The organism is Novimethylophilus kurashikiensis, assembly GCF_003112435.1.
GTDB classification, from domain to species: domain Bacteria; phylum Pseudomonadota; class Gammaproteobacteria; order Burkholderiales; family Methylophilaceae; genus Novimethylophilus; species Novimethylophilus kurashikiensis.
Map to the genome: position 1 here is coordinate 34,553 of NZ_BDOQ01000004.1, position 25,492 is coordinate 60,044.

Annotated in this window: 24 protein-coding genes and 1 tRNA gene; 8 read left to right on the forward strand and 17 right to left on the reverse strand. The window is 58.0% G+C overall.

Going from position 1 to position 25,492, the window contains the following annotated elements:
- Positions 1 to 27: 27 nt before the first annotated feature.
- The gene (locus tag NMK_RS07340) at positions 28 to 1,362 is read left to right on the forward strand and encodes a calcium-binding protein (protein WP_109015138.1); all 1,335 of its coding nucleotides are present in this window, start codon (positions 28 to 30) and stop codon (positions 1,360 to 1,362) included.
- Between the two features lie 81 nt (positions 1,363 to 1,443).
- Here the strand turns inward: NMK_RS07340 and trpE are convergent, their stop codons facing one another.
- The 4 genes from trpE to rpe form a co-directional block, all read right to left on the reverse strand.
- The gene (trpE, locus tag NMK_RS07345) at positions 1,444 to 2,937 is read right to left on the reverse strand and encodes an anthranilate synthase component I (RefSeq protein WP_109015139.1); all 1,494 of its coding nucleotides are present in this window, start codon (positions 2,935 to 2,937) and stop codon (positions 1,444 to 1,446) included.
- Positions 2,938 to 3,025: 88 nt separating this feature from the next.
- Positions 3,026 to 3,718 (reverse strand): phosphoglycolate phosphatase, encoded by a 693-nt coding sequence (locus NMK_RS07350; protein WP_109015140.1) that lies wholly within the window; start codon positions 3,716 to 3,718, stop codon positions 3,026 to 3,028.
- Positions 3,711 to 4,148 carry a hypothetical protein gene (locus tag NMK_RS07355; protein ID WP_109015141.1) on the reverse strand — a complete coding sequence of 146 codons (438 nt, stop codon included), beginning with the start codon at positions 4,146 to 4,148 and terminating at the stop codon, positions 3,711 to 3,713. Before NMK_RS07355 ends, NMK_RS07350 begins: the two co-directional genes overlap by 8 nt.
- 2 nt (positions 4,149 to 4,150) lie before the next feature.
- Entirely contained in the window at positions 4,151 to 4,849 is a 699-nt protein-coding gene (rpe, locus tag NMK_RS07360; RefSeq protein ID WP_109015142.1) for a ribulose-phosphate 3-epimerase, read from the reverse strand.
- Between the two features lie 126 nt (positions 4,850 to 4,975).
- Here rpe and hemA point away from each other — a divergent pair, with 126 nt between their 5' ends.
- Both hemA and prfA read left to right on the forward strand, forming a co-directional pair.
- A complete protein-coding gene (gene hemA, locus NMK_RS07365) occupies positions 4,976 to 6,226 on the forward strand; it encodes a glutamyl-tRNA reductase (protein ID WP_109015143.1) in 1,251 nt (416 codons plus the stop codon).
- 44 nt (positions 6,227 to 6,270) lie between these two features.
- Positions 6,271 to 7,353, forward strand: coding sequence for a peptide chain release factor 1 (gene prfA / locus NMK_RS07370; RefSeq protein ID WP_109015144.1), 1,083 nt, complete (start codon positions 6,271 to 6,273; stop codon positions 7,351 to 7,353).
- Between the two features lie 79 nt (positions 7,354 to 7,432).
- Here prfA and NMK_RS07375 read toward each other — a convergent pair whose 3' ends face one another.
- From NMK_RS07375 to NMK_RS07390, 4 genes are all read right to left on the reverse strand, one after another.
- A complete protein-coding gene (locus NMK_RS07375) occupies positions 7,433 to 10,453 on the reverse strand; it encodes an AsmA family protein (protein WP_109015145.1) in 3,021 nt (1,006 codons plus the stop codon).
- A 92-nt stretch (positions 10,454 to 10,545) separates the two neighbouring features.
- On the reverse strand, positions 10,546 to 11,346 hold the full coding sequence (locus NMK_RS07380; RefSeq protein WP_109015146.1) for an undecaprenyl-diphosphate phosphatase: 801 nt from the start codon (positions 11,344 to 11,346) through the stop codon (positions 10,546 to 10,548).
- Between the two features lie 115 nt (positions 11,347 to 11,461).
- The gene (gene mshL / locus NMK_RS07385; protein WP_109015147.1) at positions 11,462 to 13,255 is read right to left on the reverse strand and encodes a pilus (MSHA type) biogenesis protein MshL; all 1,794 of its coding nucleotides are present in this window, start codon (positions 13,253 to 13,255) and stop codon (positions 11,462 to 11,464) included.
- 83 nt (positions 13,256 to 13,338) lie between these two features.
- A complete protein-coding gene (locus NMK_RS07390; protein WP_181376195.1) occupies positions 13,339 to 13,818 on the reverse strand; it encodes a DUF3293 domain-containing protein in 480 nt (159 codons plus the stop codon).
- A gap of 18 nt (positions 13,819 to 13,836) precedes the next feature.
- Here NMK_RS07390 and NMK_RS07395 point away from each other — a divergent pair, with 18 nt between their 5' ends.
- Positions 13,837 to 16,101 (forward strand): tetratricopeptide repeat protein, encoded by a 2,265-nt coding sequence (locus tag NMK_RS07395; RefSeq protein WP_109015197.1) that lies wholly within the window; start codon positions 13,837 to 13,839, stop codon positions 16,099 to 16,101.
- Here NMK_RS07395 and NMK_RS07400 read toward each other — a convergent pair.
- The 5 genes from NMK_RS07400 to NMK_RS07420 all read right to left on the reverse strand — a co-directional run bounded on the left by NMK_RS07400 (position 16,088) and on the right by NMK_RS07420 (position 18,630).
- Positions 16,088 to 17,221 carry a GNAT family N-acetyltransferase gene (locus NMK_RS07400; protein ID WP_109015149.1) on the reverse strand — a complete coding sequence of 378 codons (1,134 nt, stop codon included), beginning with the start codon at positions 17,219 to 17,221 and terminating at the stop codon, positions 16,088 to 16,090. The two genes, NMK_RS07395 and NMK_RS07400, sit on opposite strands and share 14 nt — an antisense overlap.
- A 129-nt stretch (positions 17,222 to 17,350) precedes the next feature.
- Complete coding sequence (gene pqqA / locus NMK_RS07405; RefSeq protein ID WP_082877972.1) at positions 17,351 to 17,422, reverse strand: pyrroloquinoline quinone precursor peptide PqqA; 72 nt, start codon at positions 17,420 to 17,422, stop codon at positions 17,351 to 17,353.
- Positions 17,423 to 17,587: 165 nt separating this feature from the next.
- Positions 17,588 to 17,893, reverse strand: a complete 306-nt coding sequence (locus NMK_RS07410; protein ID WP_109015150.1) for a hypothetical protein — start codon at positions 17,891 to 17,893, stop codon at positions 17,588 to 17,590.
- The gene (locus tag NMK_RS07415) at positions 17,890 to 18,498 is read right to left on the reverse strand and encodes a protein phosphatase CheZ (RefSeq protein ID WP_181376196.1); all 609 of its coding nucleotides are present in this window, start codon (positions 18,496 to 18,498) and stop codon (positions 17,890 to 17,892) included. Before NMK_RS07415 ends, NMK_RS07410 begins: the two co-directional genes overlap by 4 nt.
- A 58-nt stretch (positions 18,499 to 18,556) precedes the next feature.
- A tRNA-Gly gene (locus tag NMK_RS07420) sits at positions 18,557 to 18,630 on the reverse strand.
- Positions 18,631 to 18,761: 131 nt separating this feature from the next.
- On the opposite strand from NMK_RS07420, the gene thiS reads away from it, so the two are divergent.
- From thiS to mltA, 4 genes are read left to right on the forward strand one after another with little or no spacing between them, the layout of a single operon-like run.
- Positions 18,762 to 18,980, forward strand: coding sequence for a sulfur carrier protein ThiS (gene thiS, locus NMK_RS07425; RefSeq protein WP_109015152.1), 219 nt, complete (start codon positions 18,762 to 18,764; stop codon positions 18,978 to 18,980).
- A gap of 53 nt (positions 18,981 to 19,033) precedes the next feature.
- Entirely contained in the window at positions 19,034 to 19,816 is a 783-nt protein-coding gene (locus tag NMK_RS07430; protein WP_109015153.1) for a thiazole synthase, read from the forward strand.
- Positions 19,817 to 19,823: 7 nt separating this feature from the next.
- A complete protein-coding gene (gene apaG, locus NMK_RS07435; protein ID WP_109015154.1) occupies positions 19,824 to 20,207 on the forward strand; it encodes a Co2+/Mg2+ efflux facilitator ApaG/CorD in 384 nt (127 codons plus the stop codon).
- 2 nt (positions 20,208 to 20,209) lie between these two features.
- Positions 20,210 to 21,481 carry a murein transglycosylase A gene (mltA, locus tag NMK_RS07440; protein WP_109015155.1) on the forward strand — a complete coding sequence of 424 codons (1,272 nt, stop codon included), beginning with the start codon at positions 20,210 to 20,212 and terminating at the stop codon, positions 21,479 to 21,481.
- Positions 21,482 to 21,503: 22 nt separating this feature from the next.
- Here mltA and NMK_RS07445 read toward each other — a convergent pair whose 3' ends face one another.
- From NMK_RS07445 to accB, 4 genes are read right to left on the reverse strand one after another with little or no spacing between them, the layout of a single operon-like run.
- On the reverse strand, positions 21,504 to 22,769 hold the full coding sequence (locus tag NMK_RS07445) for a DUF3426 domain-containing protein (RefSeq protein ID WP_181376197.1): 1,266 nt from the start codon (positions 22,767 to 22,769) through the stop codon (positions 21,504 to 21,506).
- Positions 22,766 to 23,653, reverse strand: a complete 888-nt coding sequence (gene prmA, locus NMK_RS07450; protein WP_109015157.1) for a 50S ribosomal protein L11 methyltransferase — start codon at positions 23,651 to 23,653, stop codon at positions 22,766 to 22,768. The genes NMK_RS07445 and prmA overlap by 4 nt, the downstream gene beginning before the upstream one ends.
- 1 nt (position 23,654) lies before the next feature.
- Positions 23,655 to 25,004 (reverse strand): acetyl-CoA carboxylase biotin carboxylase subunit, encoded by a 1,350-nt coding sequence (gene accC, locus NMK_RS07455; RefSeq protein WP_109015158.1) that lies wholly within the window; start codon positions 25,002 to 25,004, stop codon positions 23,655 to 23,657.
- A 15-nt stretch (positions 25,005 to 25,019) separates the two neighbouring features.
- Positions 25,020 to 25,484 (reverse strand): acetyl-CoA carboxylase biotin carboxyl carrier protein, encoded by a 465-nt coding sequence (gene accB, locus NMK_RS07460; protein WP_109015159.1) that lies wholly within the window; start codon positions 25,482 to 25,484, stop codon positions 25,020 to 25,022.
- Positions 25,485 to 25,492 lie beyond the last annotated feature (8 nt).

Consider the following 25,492-nt stretch of genomic DNA (forward strand, 5'->3'; position numbering starts at 1 on the left):
TCGAATTAACAAAAAGGAGCAAGCGGCATGGCAACCATAACAAATGCAACAGGATATACCGGCAATGCCCAAGAATGGTTGGAGCATATCAGTACAGCCACGGTTTCATCTTCTGACGCGAATGCTGGCACGGTCACCTGGTCTCTCAGCAGCGGTACGACCGACAATGATAATCCCAACGGCGGCACACTTGTGCTTGCCGGTACCATTGCCGATGTCGCAACCCCTGATGCCGACACCATTACTAGTCTCTCGGCTTATGACAGTAACGGTAACCTGCTTTTCACTGTTTCCGACTTTAGCTTGACCCTGGCCCAACTTCAGACGTTGTCAAGCAGCCATGACCTGGATAGCCTGATTGCCGGTGAGTTTGATCATCATAACGGCAGCGAATTCGACCACGATATCGCTGGCGGCGATGGTAACGACCATCAGCACGGTTCCCAATTTGCCGACCGCATTCATGGTGGCGCAGGCAACGACCATGAATTCGGTGGTGCAGGCAATGATGCTTTGTATGGTGATGCTGGCAACGATAACCTGAACGGTGGTGCTGGTGACGATCAACTGTATGGCGATATCGGCAACGATAAGCTGGCTGGTGGTGTGGGTGCAGATATCTTGTCCGGCGGCGATGGCAACGACAGTGAAGATGGTGGCGCGGGCAACGATGATCTCTTCGGTGGAAGCGGCAATGATGTTCTTGCTGGCGGCGCTGGCGATGACACGCTGTCTGGTGGCGTTGGTGACGATGTTCTGCGAGGCGATGCAGGCAACGATACGCTGGATGGCGGCGAAGGTAACGATTTTCTTTCTGGAGGTGCCGGTGCGGATAGCCTGAGCGGCGGCTTGGGTAACGATATTCTCAAGGGTGAAGGCGGCAACGACTTTATCGATGGTGGGGATGGCAACGACAAACTTGACGGCGATGGCGGTAACGATACTCTCCTGGGCGGCTTGGGCGACGACATTCTTAACGGTGAAGGTGGCAACGATGTGCTTCAGGGGGGCGATGGCGCCGATATTCTCGTCGGTGGCGGCGGTAACGACACCCTGATAGGTGGTGCTGGTGCAGATATGCTTTACGGGCAAGGCGGCAACGACGTCTTCGTATTCGACACGAACGACGGTTCCGTTGATGCCATCTACGGTTTTGCAACGGGCAAGGATCACATAAATATCGATAGTTCTGTCTTCGGGGCGGAGACCGGTACCAACAACCTGACCTACACGGTGGACAGCAATCATATCGGTCACCTCTATTACGATGCCGACGGGCAAGAGGGCGCTGGTGCAGCAGTTGAAATCGCGTCGATTCATGGTGGTGCCGTGAACGTGACGACCGATGTTAGCGTGATCTAATCCATAAACATTAGAAACAAAAAGGCCTCCGTTTCGGAGGCCTTTTTTATGGGCATCGTGCCCAAGAGGCATCAATAGGGATTATCGATGTGCAGGACTATCGTCCAATCCTGCCAAGACCAATTCCGCAGCCCGTGTTACAGCCCGCGCCTTGTTTCGCGTTTCTATCCATTCGCTGTCGGGTACCGAGTCTGCAACGATCCCTGCACCGGCCTGCACATAAAGCGTGTTGTCCTTGATGACGGCCGTTCTGATGGCAATCGCCACATCCATGTCACCGTTAAAGCCGAGATACCCGACCGCGCCCGCGTAAATGCCGCGTTTGCTCGGTTCCAGTTCATCGATAATTTCCATCGCGCGAACCTTGGGCGCACCGCTTACCGTGCCGGCGGGGAAAGTGGCTTTCAGTACATCAATGGCGCTCATGTCGGGTTTCAGCTTGCCTTCGACGTTGGAAACGATGTGCATGACGTGCGAGTAACGCTCGATGGTCATGTTCTCGGTAACCTTCACCGTACCGGTTTGCGCTACGCGGCCCACGTCGTTGCGGCCGAGGTCCATCAGCTGGACGTGCTCGGCGCGCTCCTTGGGGTCGGCCAGGAGTTCTGTCGCAAGTGCGGTATCTTCCTCGCGGTTCTTGCCGCGGGGGCGCGTGCCGGCGATGGGGCGAGAAGTGACCGTGTCGCCTTCCAGGCGCACCAGGATTTCCGGCGAGGAACCAACGACGTGATGGTCACCCATATCGTAATAAAACATATAGGGCGAAGGATTGAGGCTGCGCAGGGCGCGGTAGAGCGATAGTGGTGGCGCGGCGAAGGGCTGGCTCATGCGCTGGCTTAACACAACCTGCATGATGTCGCCGTCGAAAATATAACGCTTGGCTTTTTCCACGGCGGCCTTGAAATTAGCTTCGCCAAATTCCGATTCAGCCGTTGAAGCGGCGTGTGCCGGGGCGCTGGGGATGGCAACCGGCTGGCGCAGGGCTTCCAGCAATTCTCGCAAGCGGGCCCGTGCCTGGGCGTAAGCACCGGCTACGGTGGGGTCGGCATAGACGATGAAGTAGAGCTTGCCGGCCAGGTTGTCCACTACAGCCAACTCTTCCGTCAACAACAACAGCACGTCCGGCGTACCAAGCACATCCGGTTTTTGCGTGGCTGCCAGGCGATGCTCGATGTAACGCACGGTGTCGTAGCCGAAATAGCCTGCCAGCCCGCCGGTGAAGCGGGGCAGCCCTTCGGCGGGCGCCACCTTGAATTGGGCTTGGAAATCCTGCACAAAATCCAGCGGATTTACATCGGTAACGCTTTGAACTGTGGTCTCGCCGCGTTTGATTTCGATATTGCGGCCATGCGCAACGATGCGTGTTTTCGCAGGCAGGCCGATAAAGGAATAGCGGCCGAAGCGCTCGCCGCCTTGTACCGATTCCAGCAGGTAGGAAAACGGTTGGTTGCCGAGCTTGAGGTATAGCGAGAGCGGCGTGTCGAGGTCGGAGAAGGTTTCGGCGACCAGGGGGATACGGTTGTAGCCTTGGCTGGCGAGGTTGTTGAATTCTTGTTCGGTAATCGTATGCAGCATAAAAACTCCAATCTATTGGGCAAGGCGGCGAAGTGGGGATCAGATCAGTTCCGCCATCGCCAGCTTTCGCCCGGAAGATTAAGAGGTGTTATGCCTTGCATATAAGTTTGCTTGCTGCGACGAGGTTATCGACGACGGCATCGAGGTCCAGATTGTTAACGTCTTGCCCGTGATTGTAACCGTAGGGCACGCAGAACACGTGGCAACCCGCAGCTCGAGCTGCTTGCGCGTCGTTTTGGGAATCGCCGATGAGCAGCATTCGATCTATCGCCACGCCGAAAAACTCTGCTGCATGCAGCAACGGCAAGGGGTCAGGCTTCATCTTGGGCAGAGTGTCACCGCTCAGGATCAGCTCGAAATAATCGTGCAGGCCGGTGTCCTTCAGAAGAGGTAACGTAAAGCGTGCCGCCTTGTTGGTAATGCAGGCCAGGTGGTATCCCGCGGCCTTTAGCGCTTGCAGGCCTTCCACAACGCCGGGGAAGGGGCGGCTGTATAGGCTTACCACTTCATCGTAGTTCTTTTCGTAGATCGGCTTGGCGCGAGCGAACAACTCGGAATCCGGTTCTCCGTACATTTCCCCAGTCAGGGTGCGCTTGATCAGCTGTGCCACACCGTTGCCGATGTAAGACTTGAGTGTTTCTTCAGGAACCGGCGGCATGCCGAGATCGGCCAGCATGCGGTTGGCAGCTTCGGCAAGATCGGGTGCGGTGTGCAAGAGGGTTCCATCCAGATCGATCACCACGGCTTCGATCCGGAGCGGAAACTGAACGGAATTAACCATGCGGCTTGTCTTTTTCCTTGCCTACTTTGCCATCGGCGGCATTCTTGCCGTCTTTGGCATCGGGATGCGCGTCCTTCTTGGCATCAGGATTGTCGGTACCCGATTTTTCGTCTTTTTTCTCTTCGCCTTCAGCGGGCTTGTCGCCCTCTGCGGGTTCTTCCTTGGCGGCGGCTTTGGGTGAAGCCGCGTTCGACATGGTCGGGTCGAGCTTACCGCCCTTGATATCCTCGTCGGCCGATTTCCAGCCTTCGAGGATGGAAGAGGGGCTTTGCGCCTCGTTTTCCTTCATGCAAGCCTCGGGCTGCTTTTGCGCAACACGGCAAGCAAAGCCGATCGCTTCGGCATCGGCGATCTTCTGATCCGCAGCGCCTGTGATCTTGTCGCAGGCGACGAGCGGCAACGCCATGAGGAGGAAAACGAGAGGACGCATGATTAAACGCCGGCCAATTGTTCGCGTAGCGACTTGATGATGCTGTCGTAGCGGTTCGGATCGGTGTCCTTGCCTGCACCGAACACGGCGGAACCCGCGACGAAGGTGTCGGCACCGGCACGTGCGATTTCAGCGATGTTGGCAGTGTTCACGCCGCCGTCGATTTCCAGCCAGATTTCGCGGCCGGTCTTCTCGGTGTAAGCGTCGATCTTGGCGCGCGCCAGCTTGAGTTTTTCCAGCGCTTGCGGGATAAACTTCTGTCCGCCGAAACCGGGGTTCACGGACATCAGCAGCACCATGTCGATCTTGTCCATGACGTGGTCCAGGTAGTCCAGCGGCGTGGCCGGATTGAACACCAGACCGGACTTGCAGCCTTGGTCGCGGATCAAGGACAGCGAACGGTCGATGTGCTCGGAGCCTTCCGGGTGGAAGGTGATGATGTTGGCGCCGGCCTTGGCGAAATCGGGGATGATGCGATCGACGGGCTTCACCATCAGGTGCACGTCGATAATGGCGTCGGTCAGCGGACGAATGGCTTCGCACACCAGCGGGCCGATGGTCAGGTTAGGCACGTAATGATTGTCCATCACGTCGAAGTGAATGATATCGGCGCCAGAGGCGATAACGTCGGTGATTTCCTGGCCCAGCTTGGCAAAGTTGGCCGACAGGATACTCGGAGCGATACGGAACGGTTTGGCCATGATTATTTCTCTAGTGCGCAAAAAAGGAGCTATTTTAACCGGATTTCCTTTTCGGAAAAGTTTCTTGCAATCGATAAATGGCTGAAATTGTTGCTTAACCCCCCGCGATCACGGAAAATTACGGCTATGCATCTGTTTGCCCTTGGCGTAAATCACACCACCGCCCCTTTATCCGTCCGCGAGCACGTCGCCTTCCATCAGGAAACCCTGGGGCAGGCCTTGCGCGACTTGACGGCGCGCGGGTACGTCAAGGAAGCCGCCATTCTTTCAACTTGCAACCGCACCGAACTCTATTGCCGCACCGATGCGCCGCAAGCCGCGATGGAATGGCTGGCGCAATATCATCGCCTCGAACCCCAGACCATCCAGCCCTATCTTTACAGCCTGCCGCAGCAGGAAGCCGTAAAACACGCTTTCCGCGTTGCTTCCGGCCTCGATTCCATGGTGTTGGGCGAGCCGCAGATTCTCGGCCAGATGAAGCAGGCAGTAAAAATTGCGGAAACCGCCGGTACGCTCGGCATGCTGTTGCACAAGCTGTTCCAGCGTACGTTTGCCGTGGCCAAGGAAGTCCGCACCACTACCGACATCGGCGCCAGCTCGGTTTCCATGGCAGCAGCTTCGGTGCGATTAGCGCAGCGCATTTTCGGCGATTTCAAGGGGCTTAACGTTCTGTTCATTGGCGCGGGTGAGATGATCGAGCTTTGCGCCGAGCACTTCGCCGCGCAAAAGCCCGGCAGCATCACGGTTGCTAACCGTACCCTGGAACGCGGCGCGCAATTGGCCGACCGTCTGGGCGGCAAGGCCATTGTGCTAGCCGAGTTGCCCGAGCAACTGGCCGAATTCGACATCATCGTGACATCCACCGCCAGCCAATTGCCTATCGTGGGCTTAGGGATGGTGGAGCGCGCCATCAAGGCCCGCAAGCACAAGCCCATGTTTATGGTCGATCTCGCCGTGCCGCGCGATATCGAAGCCGAAGTGGCCGAGTTGGACGACGTTTTCCTCTACACCGTGGACGATCTCGCCGAAGTGGTGAAAGAGGGCATCGGCAACCGCCAGCAGGCGGCCGAAGAAGCCGAAGCCATCATCAATGTGCGCGTCGATAACTTCATGCATTGGCTGGAAATGCGCGAGTCAGTGCCGACGATCCGCGCCTTGCGCGACCATGCTGAACGCCTGCGTCGCCACGAACTGGAAAAAGCCCAGAAAGCGCTGGCCCATGGCGAAGATATCCACCATGTACTCGAAAGCCTGAGCCAGGCGCTGACCAATAAACTCCTGCACGGCCCCAGCCATGCGCTCAATGCCGCCAGCGGCGAAGAGCGTGAACAGATTGAAACGCTGGTGCGCAGCGTTTATCGTCTTCACGGCAACTAGCGGCTTCGCCGTCGTTGCCTTCCCTTTTCTAGATTTCATCCATCATGAAACCTTCACTCGAAAAAAAACTCGCGACGTTGAGCGAGCGCCTGGAAGAACTGAACCGTCTGCTGTCCAGCGAAGACGCGACGGCCGACATGGAAAACTACCGCAAGATTTCGCGCGAGCACGCCGACATCACGCCGGTGGTGGAGCAGTATCGTGCTTATCGCCAGATCGAATCCGATATCGCGGAAGCCCAGGCCATGCTGTCCGACCCGGAGATGAAGGATTTTGCCGAAGAAGAGATTGCTTCCGGCAAGGCCAGGCTGGAAGCGGCCGACGGCGAACTGCAAAAGCTCTTGTTGCCCAAGGACCCCAACGACGAACGCAACATCTTCCTGGAAATCCGTGCCGGCACTGGCGGCGATGAATCCGCATTGTTTGCGGGCGATCTGTTCCGCATGTATTCCCGCTACGCCGAGCGCCAGCGTTGGAAAGTGGAAATAGAGTCGGCGAACGAATCCGAGCTGGGCGGCTACAAGGAAATCATTGCGCGTATCGAAGGCTTCGGTGCCTATTCCAAGCTCAAATTCGAATCCGGTGGCCATCGCGTACAACGCGTGCCGGCAACCGAGACGCAGGGACGTATCCACACCTCGGCCTGTACCGTGGCGATCATGCCGGAAGCCGATGAAGTGGCCGATGTCGAGCTCAATCCTGCCGACCTCCGTATCGATACTTTCCGTGCCTCAGGTGCCGGCGGTCAGCACATCAACAAGACCGACTCGGCCGTGCGTATCACGCACATTCCCACCGGTATCGTCGCCGAATGCCAGGACGGCCGCTCGCAGCATTCCAACAAGGCTTCCGCTATGCGTGTGCTGGCGGCGCGTATCAAGGACGTGCAAGTGCGCGCTCAACAGGCCCAGGAAGCCGCGACGCGCAAGAGCCTGGTTGGCAGCGGCGACCGCTCGGAGCGCATTCGCACCTACAACTTTCCTCAGGGACGTATCACCGACCACCGCATCAACCTCACGCTGTACAAGATTGATGCAGTGATGGACGGCGATCTCGATGAGCTGGTGGGCGCGTTGATGAGTGAGCATCAGGCGGAACAACTTGCCGCCTTGGGCGAAGAGGGCTAAGGACTGTAGCGCAGGCGGCCTCGCCTGCACCTTCCACAGAAATTGGGGATGAATGCAGGCGAGGCCGCCTGCGCTACGGTTATAGCCCCAGCAATTTGTTGAGTTTCTTCTTCGCCTTTTCTTCTGGCGTCAGTTTTTTCTCCGGCTGCGCTGGCGCCGTCTGCTGCTGGGTGTTATCTGCGGGAGCCGCGGGTGCGGTTTGAGCCGGTGCTGTTGCGTTGGGCGCCGCAGGGGCCGACGTTGCTGGGGTTTCCTGCTTTTTCTTGCCGCCGATCAAGCCTTCGAGCGCCCCGGCTTTGTCGCCGCCCAATAGCTTTTGTACCGCTTCGCCTTTTTGCCCACCCACATTTCCTAGCAGGTTCTTTTGGGCCACGGCCGCGCCGATAGCGGCGAAATCGAGGTTGTACTTGGGGGCCGAGAATGTACCGCCGACTTTCACAGGAAACGTCAGCCCGTTCAACGCGCCGATATCGGCACCACCCTGGCCTTTAAGGCTGGAAACCACCGTCGGTTTTGCGGTGTAGTTGAGTTTCTCATTGCCGATATCGATGTCGCCGCTGCCGGCGATTCTCAGCAAGGGCGATTTGATGTCGAGATCGTCGTTATGGGCTACGCCGTTGGTGATCTTGAACGTCGCCTTCATCTCGCTAAAGTCGGTTTTCTTCTTCTGGTCCGCGCCTAGCGTGTTGCCGCTGAAGTTGAACTTGTTCTTCACATCGCGAATCGTTCCGGCGATATCGATACCCTTTATCGCGCCGTCAGCGAGATTGACCGCAGCATTGCCGTTGAGCGCTTTTTTCAATGCACCCACCGTTGCGCCCTGAGTCTTGATGTCGACCGCCACGTTGCCTTTGCCTTCCAGCATGTCGTTGTTGATCGCGTCTACCAGCAATGGGCCGACGGCGACATTCTTCATGTCCTGCTTGAAGGCGATGGCCGGCACGGCGCGTGCATCGACGTTGAGCGAGCCTTCGGTATGGCCTTGGTACAGGTCGGCGGCGAACGGCGCCAGCGCTACTACGCCACCATCCGCTTTGACCCCCAGATGCACGTTCGACGTTTTTACGTTCGCCACTTTGAGCCAGCCCACACGCGCTTCGCCGTTGGCATTGAGCGTCTTGAGCGCTGAGAGGTCGATGGGTGTATCCGCCGTGCTGGGGGCAGCCTTGGCGGCAGGTTCCTTCTTGGTCACGTAGCGGTCGGCATCGAGCTTGTCGATATCGACGTTGAAGCTGAATTGTGGGTTCTGAAATCGCGTGATGCCGAGGACCGCCTTGACCTGGCTATCGTCGACCTTCGCGGAAAACGGATTCACGTCCAGCTTGTTGCCATCGGCCTTGAGATCGACCCGGATGTTGGAGGCCTGCGTCTTACCGTATTTCAGGCTGCCGATACGCAAGCTGCCGTCGGCATTAAGCGCTTTCAGTGCGGAGAGATCGAGCGGTTTGGCCGGGCCGTTTTCGGCGGCCTTGGCCGCCGTGTTCTGGGGCACATAGCGGTCGGCATCCACGCGGTCGATATCGAGGTCGAAGGTGTAGAGCGCACGCTCGAAATGCGTAATGCCGATGCGCCCCTTGATCTGGCTGTCGTCGAACTTGAGCGAGAGCGGGTTGACGCTGAGCGCCTGGCCATCAGCCTTTACCGTGGCAGCGAGGTTGCTGATGCGATATTTGTCGTAGGCGATGCTGCCGATGTTGAGCGTGCCTTGCGCCAGCACGTTTTTCAGCGCGGAGAGGTCGGCAGGTTTGCCTGGTTCGCTCTGCTTGTTTTCGGTTTTGGGCTTGGAGGCGCCGAGCAGCTTGTTGAGGTCGAGTTGGTCAGCCGCCAGCTTGAAAGTCACGTTAGGTTTTGAGAAATTACTGACGCCGACGTTGCCGTCGAGCTTGCTGCCGTCCACATTGGCGGCCAAGGTCACTGCAGCCAGTTCCTTTTTCACATCGGCATGGGCGTTGAGGTTGAAGCCGACCTTGGCCGCGCCGCTAGGCAGTGCCGGATCCTTGATATCCACGTTGCCGGCAAGCTTGGGCAGGTCGAAGACTTTGTTTTCAAGATCGCCCGAGAACGGCGACGAGAACTTGCCCGAGAGTGAGCGCTTGCCCTGGGAGCCGGATATTTCGCCGCTAATGCCGGAGCTCTGGAAAGCCTTGGGCGAGCCCTTGAGATCGGCGATCACCATTTTTACGCTGGTCTTGTCGTCGCCTTGCGTCTGGGTGAATTCGATGCGCGCTTCCTTGCCGCTGACCGTGTCTTTTTGCGCTGTCAGGCTGGGGGCATTCAGGGTGAGTTCAATAGCCTTGTCGCCGAGCTTGGTCTTGGCGGCGAGTTTCAGGCTATCGACCAAAAATTCCATGGTCTCCGGCTTGGCGTCGACATCACCCGAGAGCTTGAGGTCGAGTGCCTTGGCGGTGGTCACGTCGCCTGCCAATGCGAGATCCAGCCCCTTGGCGACGTAATGCTTGTGCTCGGTGTCGGCTAGCAGATTGCCCTTGAAATTGAGTTTGGCGTCAATGTTGGGGTTGTCGCCTTTGACGTGGAAGCTGGTCTTGAGGTCGATTGGCTGGTTGAGCGCCACGTGTCCCGTGGTCAAATCCAGTTGGTCGATGGCGAAATGGCGATTGCCTTGCTGGTCGTCCAGTGTGATGCCTGTATTGGTGACCTGCACGCCGTCGATATCGAACTTGATTTGCGTCGAGGATTCTTCCTTGGAGAGCAAATCGTCGAAGTTGGTGGTGCCATCCTTGAAGCGGACGATGTTGGCGTGCACGCCGTCGATCTTGATGGTGTCGACTACCAATTCCTTCTTGAGCAAGGGCATCAGAGCCAGGAATACCTTGGCGCTTTGCATGGAGGCGAATTCCTTGCCGTCGTTATGCTCGGACAGTGAAACCTTGCCGAGGTCGGCGCCCAGCTTGGGCCAGAACGCGAGCTTGATATCACCTTCGATGATGAGCGTACGCTGCTTTTTTTCCTTGACCAGTTTTACGATCAAGGGCTTGTAATCGTTGGGGTTGAAGGTGGCGGCAACAATGCCGACGGCGGCGAGGAGCAGGGCGAACAGCCCGCCAATGCCGATCAGGGAGTATTTAATGGCTTTATTCATGGCGACACCTGACAGGTAATTGCATCGCCAGAGTTTAGCACCGCCGCAAGCCCGCCGACAGTGCGCCAGCGGGCTTGCGACGAGGCGGGAAATCAGCCCCAGTAGTAGGCCAGCACCAGCAGGCCGAACGCGATGCGATACCAGGCGAAAGCACGGAAATCGTGGTGGGCGACGAAGCGCAGCAAACCCTTCACCACCAGCAAGGCACTGAAAAATGCAGTAACGAACCCGACCAGGAAAACGTCGAAATCAGCGGCATGCAGCATATCGCGCGCCTTGAATACGTCGAACGCGGTGGCCGCGAACATTACCGGGATGGCGAGGAAAAAGGAAAATTCTGTCGCGGTTTTGCGTTCCAGACGGAACATCACGCCGCCAAGGATGGTGGCGCCGGCGCGCGAAACGCCGGGGAACAAGGCCAGTGCTTGCGCAAGGCCGACCTTGAGCGCGTGCTTCCAATCCATTTCATCGACTGAAAAAGTATCCGGCCGCGGTGCGAAACGCTCAACGGCGAGGATGGCGAAGCCGCCGACGATCAGGGCGCAGGCCACCGTAATGGGCGAAAACAGGTATTCCTTGATGGCGTGGTGAAAAGCCAGGCCCAGGATCGCCGCCGGAAGAAAGGCGATGAACAAGTTAACAGCCAAGCGCTTGGAGGTTTTTTCTGTCGCCATGCTCGCGACGACGTGACCGATCCTGGCGCGATATTCCCAGCACACGGCGAGGATGGCGCCGAGTTGGATGACGATTTCGAATACCTTGCCACGCTCGTCGTTGAAGTTGAGCAGATCGCCGGCGATAATGAGGTGACCCGTGCTTGAGACGGGCAGGAATTCGGTCGCACCTTCGACCAGGCCGAGCACAAAGGCCTTGATGAGCAGAAGCAAATCCATGTTGTCGTTACCGTGTTGTCGTGGCCGGCATTATAGGGCATGCCGAACTGCACTCGGAGTTGCCGCGACTATCGGCCCCGAACTCAAGCCGGTCTGTGGGTTGCCGAACAGAGTATTAGTCCATGCTGTTATTTTGGTCGAGCTGCAGCGCGTTTTGCGGCAACAGCGGCGTGAAGGTCGAGAATGCTGATTCGTCCATCGTTGCCGGGTTGAGTACGGTCGGGCGCAGGAAAATCACTAATTCCGTTTTACGGCGCTGATCGTGCTTGGCTTGGAACAGCTTGCCGATGATGGGCAGTTTCGCCATTCCCGGTACATTCTTGTCCGTATTCCTGACCTCGTCCTGCATCAATCCGCCCAGCACCACGGTTTGCCCGCTGGCAACTTGCAGCATGGATTCCATTTCGCGTACCTCGATCTGCGGGACTGGATTGACGACGCCGGAAGCCGCGAGTTGCGGGTTGGGGTCATTGACGTAATCGATGATGCGCGAAATGGTCGGCCGCACGTTGAGCGAAACCGTGCCGCGCTCGTCGATTTGCGGCGTCACGCTCATCACCATACCGACGGAGATATTTTGCGGCGTGGTGGTGTAGGTGGCGGGGGAGAGCACCGTGCCGGTACTGCTCAACGTCGCCGGTGTTACTTCCACCTTGAAATACACCACGTTGTCGACCACCTTGAGTAAGGCTGATTGGTTGTTCAGCGCCATGATCTTGGGGCTGGAAAGCACACGAGTCTCACCAAAGGTTTGCAACCAGCTGAGGGATGCTGCGAGGTTGCCCAGGGGGCTGCTGGTGTTGTTGTAACCTAGAATGAAGCCGGGAATGCTCAATTGGCTAGCGCTGGCGCCGACAGTATTGATGGGCTGGAGCAGGTTCGCGTTGCCGCTGAGATTTTGTCGAAAGGTCACACCTGCCAGCCCACCGTTGCTGCCGAGCCGGCTCCAGTCTACACCGCTTTTGAACGTGTCGTTGAGCGCTACTTCGACGATGGTGGCTTCGATCAGGACCTGACGCTGGACGGCAGCGGTCACGCTATCCAGGTATTGCTGCACGGCACGGTGCTGACGCGAAGTCGCGAGGATGCTCAGGCTACCGGCGATGGGGTTGAGGATCACGTCTTCGTGGGTGGTTCCGGCCGACGGTTGCGACGGATTGTGAAACGCCTGCTGAAACAGCTTTTCCGCGCCCGCCCCGGCATGGCTCGCGGCCTCTACCTGGCGAATGCGATCTTCCATCGCCATGCGGGCGACTCGGTCTTGCAACGACTTTTCTTCCGCGAGCGCGGCTTGAGAGCGGGTGGATTTGAGGATATTGCGGACGTTATCGCCCAATACCTCCCAGAAATTCACCTTGGACTTGCTGTTGAGCGTAGTGACAGATTGGCTACCCCGACTACTGCTACCGGCCGCGCTGCCGGAAGATATTTCGGATCCTACGCCTAGCGTTGCGCTGCTGTCGCGTTCCATATTCACGTAGGAAACCTTGTAGGTCCGCATTTCCGGCAAGTCTGGCGCGATGAACAGGGTCTTGCCTTCCATGCGGTATTGAAGATCGATCTGGTTGGCTAGTCGGTCGAGGATTTCCTGCAAGGTCTGATCGCGGGCGTTCAGAGTGGCATTGCCGTGGATGGCGGGATGAATGTCGATGTTGAGCTTGCTCTCCCTTGCCAGTGCAAACAGGATTTCGCGGACCGGCACATCGCTCACGACGACGCTGTAAGTCGTGACAGGTGGCTTGGGTACGGCCATCGCCGTTTTGGGTGAGGCGGGTGGTTGAATCGGAAGCGCTGCTGTTCGAGGGGCGAGCGCGAGGTTATCGAGATGCCCCGAAGAAGACGGGATTTGAGGTTGATGCGTGCAGGCCGACAGTACCAACAGCAAGGCAAGAAAGCGGGAACCAGACATGATGAGCCCCTTTTTTGTTGTTATTTTTGGGCCGCAGATGCGAGTGCGGCATGGAGCCCACTATAGCGCAAGGGAAAAGCGGGTCAAGCCTCTTGCTTGCTCAAGCCGGTATAAATCAGTTGTGGCGGCTGTCCGCGTTGACTGAATACCAGCGCGATTTGCTGGAAGCGCTTGGCGAGGGCCAGGGCATCGCGCTTGGCAATGCCAGGCAGGAATAGCCCGTACTCGGGTTTCCAGTCATTTCGGTCAGGCCTCCCCATGCCTTCATACCAAGACTGCTGGCGTGACTCCACGCGCTCGATCAATTGCTGGTGGCGATGACGGTTTTCCTCATCGCCCAAGGGCTGGGAGAGCGGATTGTAGGCCGAGATAAAGGCCCAGGTTTTATGGCTGTGCCGGATAAGCCAGTCGTCCAGAGTCCGTGCGGGCTCGTCGATGCGCACGCTGACGGTATATTCCGGCAAAAACATGAGGTAGGACGTGGCGCGATAGGCATCGTCCAAATGGGGTGCGGCGGAGGGTGACGATCCTATAGAATGCGGGTCATTTGGTTCTTGCGACATCGGCGCAGTGTATACCCCATGCAACAGACCTTCCAGACCGCTTTGCACTATCACCAGTCCGGCCAGCTGGCGCAGGCCGAGGCGCTTTATCGCAAAATTCTGCTCACCCAGCCCGGCAACGCATCGGTGTTGCATTTGCTGGGGCTCGTAGCTTATCAGCGCGGCGATTACGCTACGGCCGTGGCCGAGATCGGCGAAGCCATCGCTGCCGATCCGCGTCAATCCGACTATCACAGCAACCTGGGGTTGGCCCTGCGAGCAGCGGGGCAGCCGGAAAAGGCTGTGGAAGCATATCGTCGAGCTTTGCAGCTAGCGCCGCGCGATGCCGACATCCACAACAACCTCGGCAGCGCCTTGCATGCCTTAGGCAAGCTCGACGAAGCCGTCGCCAGCTATCGACAAGCGCTTCGCCTGCAACCCAATAACGGTGCGGTGCAATACAACCTCGGCAATGCCTTGTTCGACCAGGGCGATTTTACGCAGGCCGCGCAATGCTTTGCCGAATCCCGCCGGGCCATGCCGCAGGACCCCGATACGCATAACAATCTGGGCAATGCGCTACGAGAATTGGGGCGGTATGAAGAGGCCGCAGGGTGCTATCGCGAAGCATTGCGGTTGCAGCCGGATTATCCGCAAGCCGCACGCCATCTCGGTTGGCTGATGCAGGAGCTAGGTCGTCACGCCGAAGCCGTGGAGTGGTATCGGCTGGCGCTGCGGCAGAATCCAGAAGCCGGTACGCATTACAACCTCGCCAATGCGCTGCGCGAAGTCGGGTGCTACGAAGAAGCCGTGCAAAGCTATCAGGAAGCCCTGAAGCTCGATCCCAATGATGCCGACACCCACAACAATCTAGGCAACGCCTTGCGCGAACTGGGGCGTTTGGAAGAAGCCATAGCCTGTTATCGGAAAGCCCTGGAAATCGCGCCGGGTATGCATCACGCCAAGGCTCACCTGCTGCATCAATGCCAGCATGCCTACGATTGGCGCGATCTGGAAAACTTGTCGCAAGACGTCCGAGCGCTGGTGCGCGACGAGCCTGAGGCCCAGATTCCGCCGTTCGCGATGCTGGCGGTGCAAGGTGCGACGGAGGCCGAACAGCGGCGCTGTGCGGAACAGTGGTCGAAAACGCAGTACGGAAAATATGCTGAAGCAGCAGCCAAGCTGGGTTTCAAGTTTAAACGCGCGCCGAAAAACAAGCTGCGTATCGGTTATCTCTCGGCTGATTTCCACGAGCACGCCACGGCGTACCTCATGGCCGAGGTGTTCGAGCTGCACGACCGCGAGCGGTTCGAAACGGTGGCTTACTCCTACGGGCCGGACGACAAAAGCTCGATGCGGGCGCGGCTTCAGCAGGCGTTCGACCGGTTTGTCGATATCCGTCCTTTGACCACTGAAGATGCCGCCAAGCGTATTCATGCCGACGGTATCGATGTGCTAGTAGACCTCAAGGGCTATACCGCGCACACCCGTTCGCAAATCCTCGCGTTACGGCCCGCCCCCATTCAGGTCAACTATCTCGGCTATCCCGGCACCATGGGGGCGCCGTTCGTCGATGTTTTGATCGGCGATGCTGTCGTCACGCCGCCCGATCATGCCGCGCATTACAGCGAAAAGCTGGCGTTGCTGCCGCACGCTTATCAGCCTAATGACCGTAAGCGGCCTATTGCCGAGAAGCCGATGCGTGCCGAGTGCGGCTTGCCGGACGGCGCTTTCGTCTTCTGCGGATTCAACCAGAGCTTCAAGATCCTGCCGGAAGTGTTCGGTGTCTGGATGAGGTTGCTGCGCGAGACGCCGAATAGCGTGCTGTGGTTGCTGCAGAGTAACCCCCTGGCCGAACGCAATCTGAAAGCCGAAGCACAAGCCAGAGAAGTCGACCCCGAGCGCCTGATCTTCGCGCCCCGGTTGCCGCTGTCCCAGCATCTGGCGCGCCAGCAATGGGCCGATTTGTTGCTCGATACGCTACCCTACAACGCCCATACCACGGCCAGCGATGCCTTGTGGACCGGCGTGCCTGTGGTGACTTGCCAAGGGAATACGTTCGCCGGGCGAGTCGCAGCGAGTTTGCTGCATGCCGTGGGATTACCCGAGCTGGTGACGACTTCCATGGAAGACTACGCTGCGCTTGCATTGAAACTGGCGCGCGAACCGGACGAGTTGAAGCGCGTGAAGGATAAATTACTGGCTGTGCGTGAAACCGCGCCGTTGTTCGATGCCGCCCAATTCACGCGCGATATCGAATCGCTCTACGGCGAAATGTGGGAAGGCTGGCTCAAGCAGACTTGAAAGGCGCGTGCTCCGCCATTTCATCCTGATAAGCGGAAATGACGTGCTGCTCGCGAGTCAGATACTCCCCAATCGCCTGACGCATCCGGCAATCTCTCACCCAAAACGCCGACCAGGTATCGACCGGCATGAAGCCCCGGCTTAGCTTGTGCTGGCCCTGGGCGCCGGGTTCGAAGCGCTGCAAGCCGTGGCGGATGCAGTAATCGATGCCGCGGTAGAGGCATAGCTCGAAGTGCAGGCTGTGATAGTCGACATCTGCGCCCCAATGACGGCCGTATAGCGTTTGGTCGTCGCGGTAACAGATTGCGGTCGCCACATGGCGCTCCCCCTCGTACGCCAGGAACAGCACCATGCGATGGCCTAAAGCGGGGCCAACCTCGGCAAAGAAATCGCGGCTGAATGCAGGGTGGTTGCCGTATTGGTGAAAGGTGCTCAAGTAATGGCGGTGAATCGATGCCCATAATTGGGGAGGAATTTCATCCCCGTGGAGTTCTTGGATGCTGAGGCCGCTTTCTTCCACCCGACGGCGTTCGCGTTTGGCCTTCTTTCGCTTGTCGGCGGAAAAGGTGGCGAGAAAATCCTCGAAATCGCGGTATTCTCGATTGTGCCAATGAAATTGATAGCCACGCCGCAACAGCAAGCCCTCAGCCTTTAACGCATGCAATTCTTCTTCCCGCAAAAACAAGGCTTGCCAACAGGAGGCATCGAGTTCCTGTGTCAATTCCAATGCGGATTCCAACAAGACATCGCGTACTTTTGCGTGATCGGCGTCTGGGGCGATGAGAAAGCGAGGCCCGCTGGTGGGCGTGTAGGGGTGGCCGCTGACGAGCTTGGGGTAATACGGGAGCCCCATGCGTTCGAACGCCGACGACCACGACCAATCGTGAGAGAAATCGCCGAAGGAATGGGTGCGGGCGAAGAGGGGCAGGGCACCTAGAAGTCTATCGTCGTGTTTGAGAATCAGGTGGTGCGGATACCAGCCCATCTGGGCGGTGGTTGCGCCGTGCCCTTCGGCGGCGAGCAAAAAGGCATGACTGTTGAAGGGATTGCCGTCGTGGTTGAGGCGGTCCCAATCCGATGCAGAAACTTCCGCGATGGAATCGATAACGAGAAGATTCATGTGACGGCCTTGCGTCGTTTACAGCGATAGTAGGGCCGCGCTGTCGGATTTGTCGAGAAGGAGTGAATGGAGGGCTAAAAATAAAAACGGGAGCGCTGGGCTCCCGTTTTCGCTTACGTTAATTTCGAATTAACGATTGCAAACGTACATCGTTACTTCAAAACCAAAACGCATTTCGGTAACTTGGGGCTTGGTCCACATGGTCAATCTCCTTAAAGTTAAGTTTTGAATTTAATCACTCAGAAGCGTTCATGGAGGTTTACGCTATCCGAATCGTTGGATACAACTATACCCAATCGGTTCGACGGATGAGCTACTCAACGCCATTAATTGCGCCTAATGAAAATCATTAGATTGAGGCGACGTTCAATCGCCACTGCTGTCGCTATCGCCTGAATCGCCGCTATCAGTACTCCCATCCCAACTGCCGGAAGCGCCTCCGCCGCCGAAAGTACCGCCCTTGCCACTGAATTCGGACGCGTTCTCTAGCGTGGGAGCAGTGTAATCATCGAATGGGACGGACGAGATTGCCTCGCTAGTCCGGTTGACGGGGTTGCGTCTTAGTCGAAGAAATACCCAGACGAATCCGGCAAAGATAATACCGAGTAGGGGATGTCCCAGCAGCCCGAGAATCAGGCCGACAGCGAGCGCTGGAACAATATCCCGGATCAAAGCCCGAGCGAGGCTAGCAAATCGTCGACCTCATCCTGGCCGTTGACGCTGTCTTCTGCCTTGAGGTTAGGCCCGGCCGTCAGGCCTTCCTTGCTGATGAGGGAGTCTTTCGCGTCGGGCGCGTACTCCTTGAGGATATCGAGCAGGATATGTTCGATTTCTACCGCGGCACCCACCACCTTGTTCACCATCTGGCCTGCCACGTCGCGGAATTCCTGCGCTTCCATGATCTGCATCAGGTTGTGGTGTACGCGCTCGGTATTGGAAGCAATTTCCCCGAAAGCGGAGACGGCTTCGGCAATCAGATCTTGTTGTTCTGCGAAATTGGCTGCTGACAAGCGCATTGCCAAATCGCTACAGGCGTTGCGGCTATTGTCGGTGAGCGGGAGAGAGGCTTCCACGGCGCTGATGGTCTTTTCGGACGCCTCGTGCATGGCCTTGTCGATAAAACAAAGCCGATCGCGCGCATCCGGCATGGTTGCGGCGGATTGTTGCAGGGTGCGTGTGTGGCCGAGCTCCTTGAGCAGCTTGTGCAGCCGCGCCGTGGCTCGCCCGATGCGCTCGACGCGTGGATCGATGATCTTGGATTTTTCTATGGAAGTCATGCCCGGATTCCTAATCGTTTTTGTTGGAATCATAGCATGGGAGAAACCGCTGGGAAGATGGAGCGGGTGATGGGAATCGAACCCACGTATGCAGCTTGGGAAGCTGCCGTTCTACCATTGAACTACACCCGCGAAATACCGCGTGATTGGGGCAGTGGCCCCTCGGACCTTTGTCGCTTACAATAAGCGCTTGGGATTTTCTCCCGGTCCGGTGCTTTAGGACCCGCGAATTCTACTGCAATTTACTTGCTCAACCAAATCGAATGATGCTCCTCCACATTAACGGAAACCAGCGTAGTTTCGACTCGCCTGAAAACGGCGCGGATTTTACCGTGGCTTTTCTGGTACAGAAGCTGGGGCTGGAAGGCAAGCGGCTGGCGATCGAGCGTAACGGCGAAATCGTGCCGCGCGGCGTGTTTGCCGAAACCCAATTGATTTCCGGTGACAAGCTGGAAATCGTCGGTGCTGTCGGCGGGGGCTGATGCCTGCTGCAATAGGCTCTATCCTGCGTTTAACTGAAAACAGGTTTTAAACCATGCATACATTGACCATCGCCGGAAAGACTTACGGCTCGCGCCTTCTGGTGGGTACCGGCAAATACAAGGATTTTGCCCAGACCAAGGCGGCTATTGACGCTAGCGGCGCAGAAATCGTGACCGTGGCGATCCGTCGCACCAACATCGGCCAGAATGCCAACGAGCCCTCGCTGCTGGACGTACTGCCTCCCAGCGAATACACCTACCTGCCCAACACGGCAGGGTGCTATACCGCGGAAGATGCCGTGCGTACCTTGCGCCTTGCCCGCGAACTGCTCGACGGCCATAAGCTGGTGAAACTGGAAGTGCTGGGCGACCCGCATACGCTGTACCCCAACGTGATCGAAACCATTTCCGCTGCCAAGACCTTGATCAAGGAAGGCTTCGACGTAATGGTGTACACCTCGGACGACCCCATCATCGCCAAGCAGCTGGAAGACATCGGCTGTTGTGCCGTGATGCCGTTGGCGTCGCTGATCGGTTCCGGCATGGGCATCCTCAACCCATGGAACCTGCAAATCATCATCGATACTCTCAATGTGCCGGTGCTGGTGGATGCAGGCGTGGGCACGGCCTCGGATGCGGCGATTGCCATGGAATTGGGTTGCGACGGTATTCTCATGAATACCGCGATTGCAGGTGCCCAAGACCCGGTGTTGATGGCTTCTGCCATGAAGAAGGCGGTGCAGGCCGGGCGCGAGGCTTTCCTGGCCGGGCGCATGCCGAAGAAGCTATATTCGGCTTCGCCCAGCTCTCCTACCACTGGCCTCATTTCAAAATAGGCACGCTATGCCCTCACACAAGCGCTACGAATTTACGGTTTCGGTCGAAACAGCCTATGTACCGGAGCAATCGGACGAAACGCAGGATCGCTATGTGTTTTCCTACACCATCACGATTGCCAATACCGGGAACGTGCCGGCGCAATTGATCAGCCGCCACTGGCTGATCACCGATGCCGTGGGTCATGTGCAGGAGGTGAGGGGGCTAGGCGTGATCGGCGCGCAGCCTTTACTGCAACCTGAGGAATCTTTCCAATACACCAGCGGCTGCGTGTTGGCGACGCCTGTCGGCACCATGCAAGGCACTTACCAAATTACGGCCGAGGACGGCACGCAGTTCGAAGCGCCGATCCCGGTATTTACCTTGGCGATTCCACGTACCCTTCATTGAGCATGAAAAAGACTGCCTGGCTGATCGCCCTGGCGCTGAGCGCCTGTGCCACCCAACCGGAAAAACCGTCCAAGACTACGACGGCAGCCGTTGCAGCACCTCAAGCCGCCGCTTGTGCCTGCGTTCAAGAAGAAACGCCGCCGATCCAGATTCCCGACGTCGAACGGTACGTGCCACCTCCCACTGAGCCGGGTGCCGTGGAGCCAGTCAAGGTCAAGGAATATCAGCTGCTCCGACCGGTCGAGTGGACCCAAGTTGAGGGCGTGGAGACCGATAATCTCTCGGGGGCGTGGGGCGCTTGGTTGCAAGGGTGCCAGGCACTCAGGAAACAAGATGTTTGGAAGCAGGCCTGCGATGCGGCGCAGCAGATGGCAGCCCCGGGGAAGAGCGATATCCGTGCCTATCTCCAGCAATATTTCACGCCTTACCAGGTCACGAATCCCGATGGTACGACGACTGGGTTGATCACCGGTTACTATGAGCCATTGCTGCGCGGCAGCCGCAAACGCACAGATTTATACCGCTATCCGCTGTATTCCAAACCCAAGGATCTCATTACTGTCGACTTGGGAAGCGAGTACCCGGAGCTTGCGCATCGTCGACTCCGGGGCAAACTGGAAGGCAACCGCGTCGCGCCTTACTACAGCCGAGGCGAGATCGAGATTACGGAATCCCCGTTATCTGGTTATGAGATGCTGTGGGTGGCCGACATCATCGACTTGTTTTTTCTCCAGATCCAAGGCTCCGGTGTGATCCAGCTCGAAAACGGCGAGCGCGTGCACGTCGGTTATGCCGACCAGAACGGGCAACCGTATCAATCTATCGGCAAGGTCTTGATCAATCGCGGCGAACTGACTGCGGACAAGGCATCGATGCTCGGTATCAAGAATTGGGCGCGCGCCAACATCGGCAAGCTGCGCGACTTGCTCAACAGCAATCCCAGCTATGTATTCTTCCGCGAATTGCCGTCAGGGTTGCCTGGTCCGCTAGGCGCGCTCGGTGTGCCTATCCTGGCCGAGCGGGCGCTAGCGGTTGATCCTCGCTATATCCCATTGGGTGCGCCGGTGTTTCTATCGACCACGCAGCCCAACAGCAATCGTCCCATGCAGCGGTTGATGATGGCGCAAGATACCGGCGGTGCGATCAAGGGTGCTGTGCGGGCCGACTTTTTCTGGGGGGCCGGCAACGATGCCGGGCGGATGGCGGGGGCGATGAAGCAGCAAGGGAAAATGTGGGTGCTGCTGCCCAAGGAATTTTCCCTGAGCTCGAACTGATTGCAGGGTCAGCGTAACCCGATCAATATCTCACGTAGAGCCGGTAGCCGGCCGGCTTGATACCTTCGGTGACAAGGTTGAGGCGAATCTGAATCTGCGCCCCGGCCGCAATGCCTTTTTCTGGCGACATTTCCTTTGGTAAATACTCTCGCGGCGTGAACGTGCGCCGCAGCACCGGTAAATCCCCGGTATCTGTCAACGTCAGTTCGAGCAGCGGCAGTGCCTGGGTGAATGTGGCCCTGTTGTCGAGCACGCTTCTCAAGATCAGCACCCCGTCATGCTCGGTATCGTCCTGCAAATCGGAATCCTCAATGCTGAGCAGTTCTGCCTGATGCGGTAGCTCGACCTTGCAGTGCAATGGCTGGCACAACTGTTCAAGCCAGGGCATTGATTGCGGATAGTGAGCAGCCAGCATGTTCCGCATGAAATAGATGCCTTGCGCCGCGAGGAGCAACAACAATAGCAGGGACACAAGCGCCAACATGGCCGTCACGATAGGGCGGCGGCGTTGTTGCACGGGGGCCATAAACGATGGAACCGGAGTCCCTGTTTCCGCGGTGGGGGCGGATGCTGCGGCAGGCGGCGTTGAATCTTGTTGCGGTTCCGGTTCTGTGGGTTTGCCCGGGGCGCTTGCTTCTACAACGTCAGATTCTTCCGGCCATGCCTCGAGTGACCGTAATTCGATTTCTTCGGTATCTGGGACTAAGGTGGATGTCGCTGGGGAATCTTCCTCCACAACTACCATGGATTCGGATTCAATTTCGGGTTCGATTTCGAAGTCGAGGGCCGACGTGTCGATGGATAAAGCCTGAATCTCGTGCTCTTCGTCGCTTTCCGCCTCGCGTTCTTCGGCGATACCAGATTCTTGCAGAGCAGGGAATTCAGTCTCGACGACCGCTGACGTTGAGCTTACTTCTAATGAAGGTTCTAATTCAGGTTCGGATTCGGGCGATATAGCCAGATCCAGAGGTTCGAGCTCAAGTGCTTGCTCGGGCTGTATGTGGACTTCCGTCGAAGGTTCTTCCTCTGCAGGCATAGCCAGAGGCGGCTCGATGTTTTCTGAAGGCGATTCCACCGGTTGGCTGGTGGCGGTAGGGATATGAAGCAGCTCTTCAGCAGTTTCTTCAATAGCCAGGGGTGAAGTCGGAACTACTTCCTCCAGTTGTTTCAGGGCGCTGAAGATATGTTGGCATTTGCCGCAGCGGACGTCGCCGCGGTGTGCAGCTAGTTGTTCCGGCGTTACCCGGAACGACGTGCCGCAAGAAGGGCACGTGGTAATCAGGCTCACCGCTTGGTCCCTGTCAGCAGGGTCCAGTTCTCCATGAATACGGGGGGTGCCATGTCGAACCAGGCTGCATAAACGGCAGAAACATCCTCGGCCTGCTCTGCCAGGATGCCGGAAAGCGCAATACGACCTCCGGGCCGGCAAGCTTGCGCCAGCGCTGGTGCCAGTACCTTGAGCGGGATGGACAGGATATTGGCCACGATGACATCGGCCTCAGTAGCCGGGAGCTCATCAGGCAGATAAAAATCGGCTTCTACGCCATTTTGCTCGGCATTCTGTCGGCTGGAGAGGATGGCCTGCGGGTCGATGTCGACGCCCGCAGTTGCCCCTGCGCCCAGCTTCTTCGCGGCGATGGCGAGAATGCCCGAGCCGCAACCGTAGTCGAGTACCGACTCGCCAGCCTTCAAATGGTCCGTCAGCCAAGCCAGGCACAGATGGGTGGTGGGATGGCTGCCGGTGCCGAAGGCGAGGCCAGGGTCGAGGATGATGTTGATGGCATCGGGCTCGGGGCTGTCGTGCCACGAAGGCACGATCCACATCTTGCCTGCGATGTGGATCGGGTCGAACTGGGATTGCGTAGCGCGAACCCAATCCTGCTCGGGTACCGCTTCGATAGTAAAGCGCGGCTGTGCGATGCCAGCTGCGCTAGCTGCTTCCAGGGCGATTTCATCCAGGTTCAAGCCGTCGTCGAACAGTGCGCTCACCACGTTACGACGCCAGACGCCGGGTTCGCCGATGCCAGGCTCACCGAAAATCGGCAGCTCGTCCGGTGTTTCCGCGTCGGCATCCTCGATGCCGACCGACAAGGCGCCGAGTTCCATGAGCGCGTCGCTCAAGGTTTCGGCGTTGTCGGCATCTGCTTCAATTTTCAACGATTGCCAAGCCATGTTACTTGGTCGCGATTCCCAGCTTGTGCTCGAGATAATGAATGCTGGTGCCGCCTTGCTGGAAAGCCGCGTCATTCATAAGGTCGCTGTGTAGCGGAATGTTGGTCTTGATGCCTTCGACGACCATCTCCGACAGCGCGATACGCATACGGGCAATCGCTTGCTCGCGGGTGTCGCCGTAAGCCAGCAGCTTGCCGATCATGGAATCGTACGTCGGCGGAACCATGTAGCCGTGGTAGACGTGCGTATCGACGCGAATGCCAGGGCCGCCGGGCATGTGGAACCCGGTGATGCGGCCGGGGGACGGCACGAACTTCGCCGGGTCCTCGGCATTCACGCGGCATTCGATGGCGTGGCCGCGCAGTTGGATATCCTTCTGCTTGAACGGCAGCTTTTGCCCTGCCGCAACGCGCAACTGCGTTTGTACGATGTCGATGCCGGTGACGAGTTCGGTAACGGGATGCTCGACTTGCACGCGGGTGTTCATTTCGATGAAATAGAACTGACCGTTTTCGTACAGGAATTCGAACGTACCCGCGCCGCGATAGCCAATGGTTCGGCAGGCTTCGGCGCAGCGTTCGCCGATTTGCGCGATGAGCTTGCGATCGACGCCGGGTGCCGGCGCTTCTTCGATGATCTTCTGGTGGCGGCGCTGCATGGAGCAATCGCGCTCACCGAGGTAGACCGCATTGCCGTGCTCGTCGGCCAGCACCTGAATTTCGATGTGGCGGGGCTGGGTCAGGAATTTTTCCATGTAGACCATGGGGTTGCCGAACGCAGCTTGCGCCTCGGCCTTGGTCATTTCCACCGACGACAACAGCGCGGCTTCGGTATGCACCACGCGCATGCCGCGACCGCCACCGCCACCGGAGGCCTTGATGATCACCGGGAAGCCGATTTCATGCGCGATGCGAACGACTTCTTCCGGGTCTTCCGGCAAGGCGCCGTCGGAGCCGGGAACGCAAGGCACACCGGCTTTCTTCATGGCGTCCTTGGCGCTGACCTTGTCACCCATGAGACGAATGGTCTCGGCACGCGGGCCGATGAAGACGAAACCGCTTTGTTCCACGCGTTCCGCAAAATCGGCGTTTTCCGACAGGAAGCCGTAGCCGGGGTGGATTGCTTCGGCATCGGTCACTTCAGCGGCGCTGATGACGGCAGGAATATGCAGGTAAGACTGGCTGGATGCGGCTGGACCGATACAAACGGATTCGTCTGCCAGCTTGACGTATTTGGCTTCGCGGTCAGCTTCGGAGTACACGCAAACGGTCTTGATGCCGAGTTCGCGGCATGCACGTTGAATGCGTAGGGCAATCTCTCCCCGATTCGCGATGAGGACTTTTTCGAACATTGGGAAACCTCCCGGTTAGCCGATGATGAACAAGGGCTCGCCGTATTCGACCGGCTGGCCGTTTTCGACCAGGATGGCCTTGATGACGCCGCTATGGTCGGCTTCGATTTCGTTCAGCAGCTTCATGGCTTCGATGATGCACAGCGTATCGCCGGCAGAAACGGACGAACCGACATCGACAAAAGCCTTGGCGTCCGGAGACGGTGCGCGATAGAACGTGCCGACCATCGGCGATTTCACGACATGGCCTTCGATCTGTGCGGACGCAGCTTCGGCCGCAGGCGCTGCGGCAACCGGGGCTGCAGGTGCAGCCTGTGGTGCATATTGCATCATTTGCGGCATGTAAGCGGGGAACTGCGCAGCCTGGCCGGTCGGCTGGCGGCTGATACGAACTTTTTCTTCTCCCTCGGTCAGTTCCAGTTCGGCGATGCCGGACTCTTCCACGAGGTCGATCAGTTTTTTAAGTTTTCTCAGATCCATGGCGATGA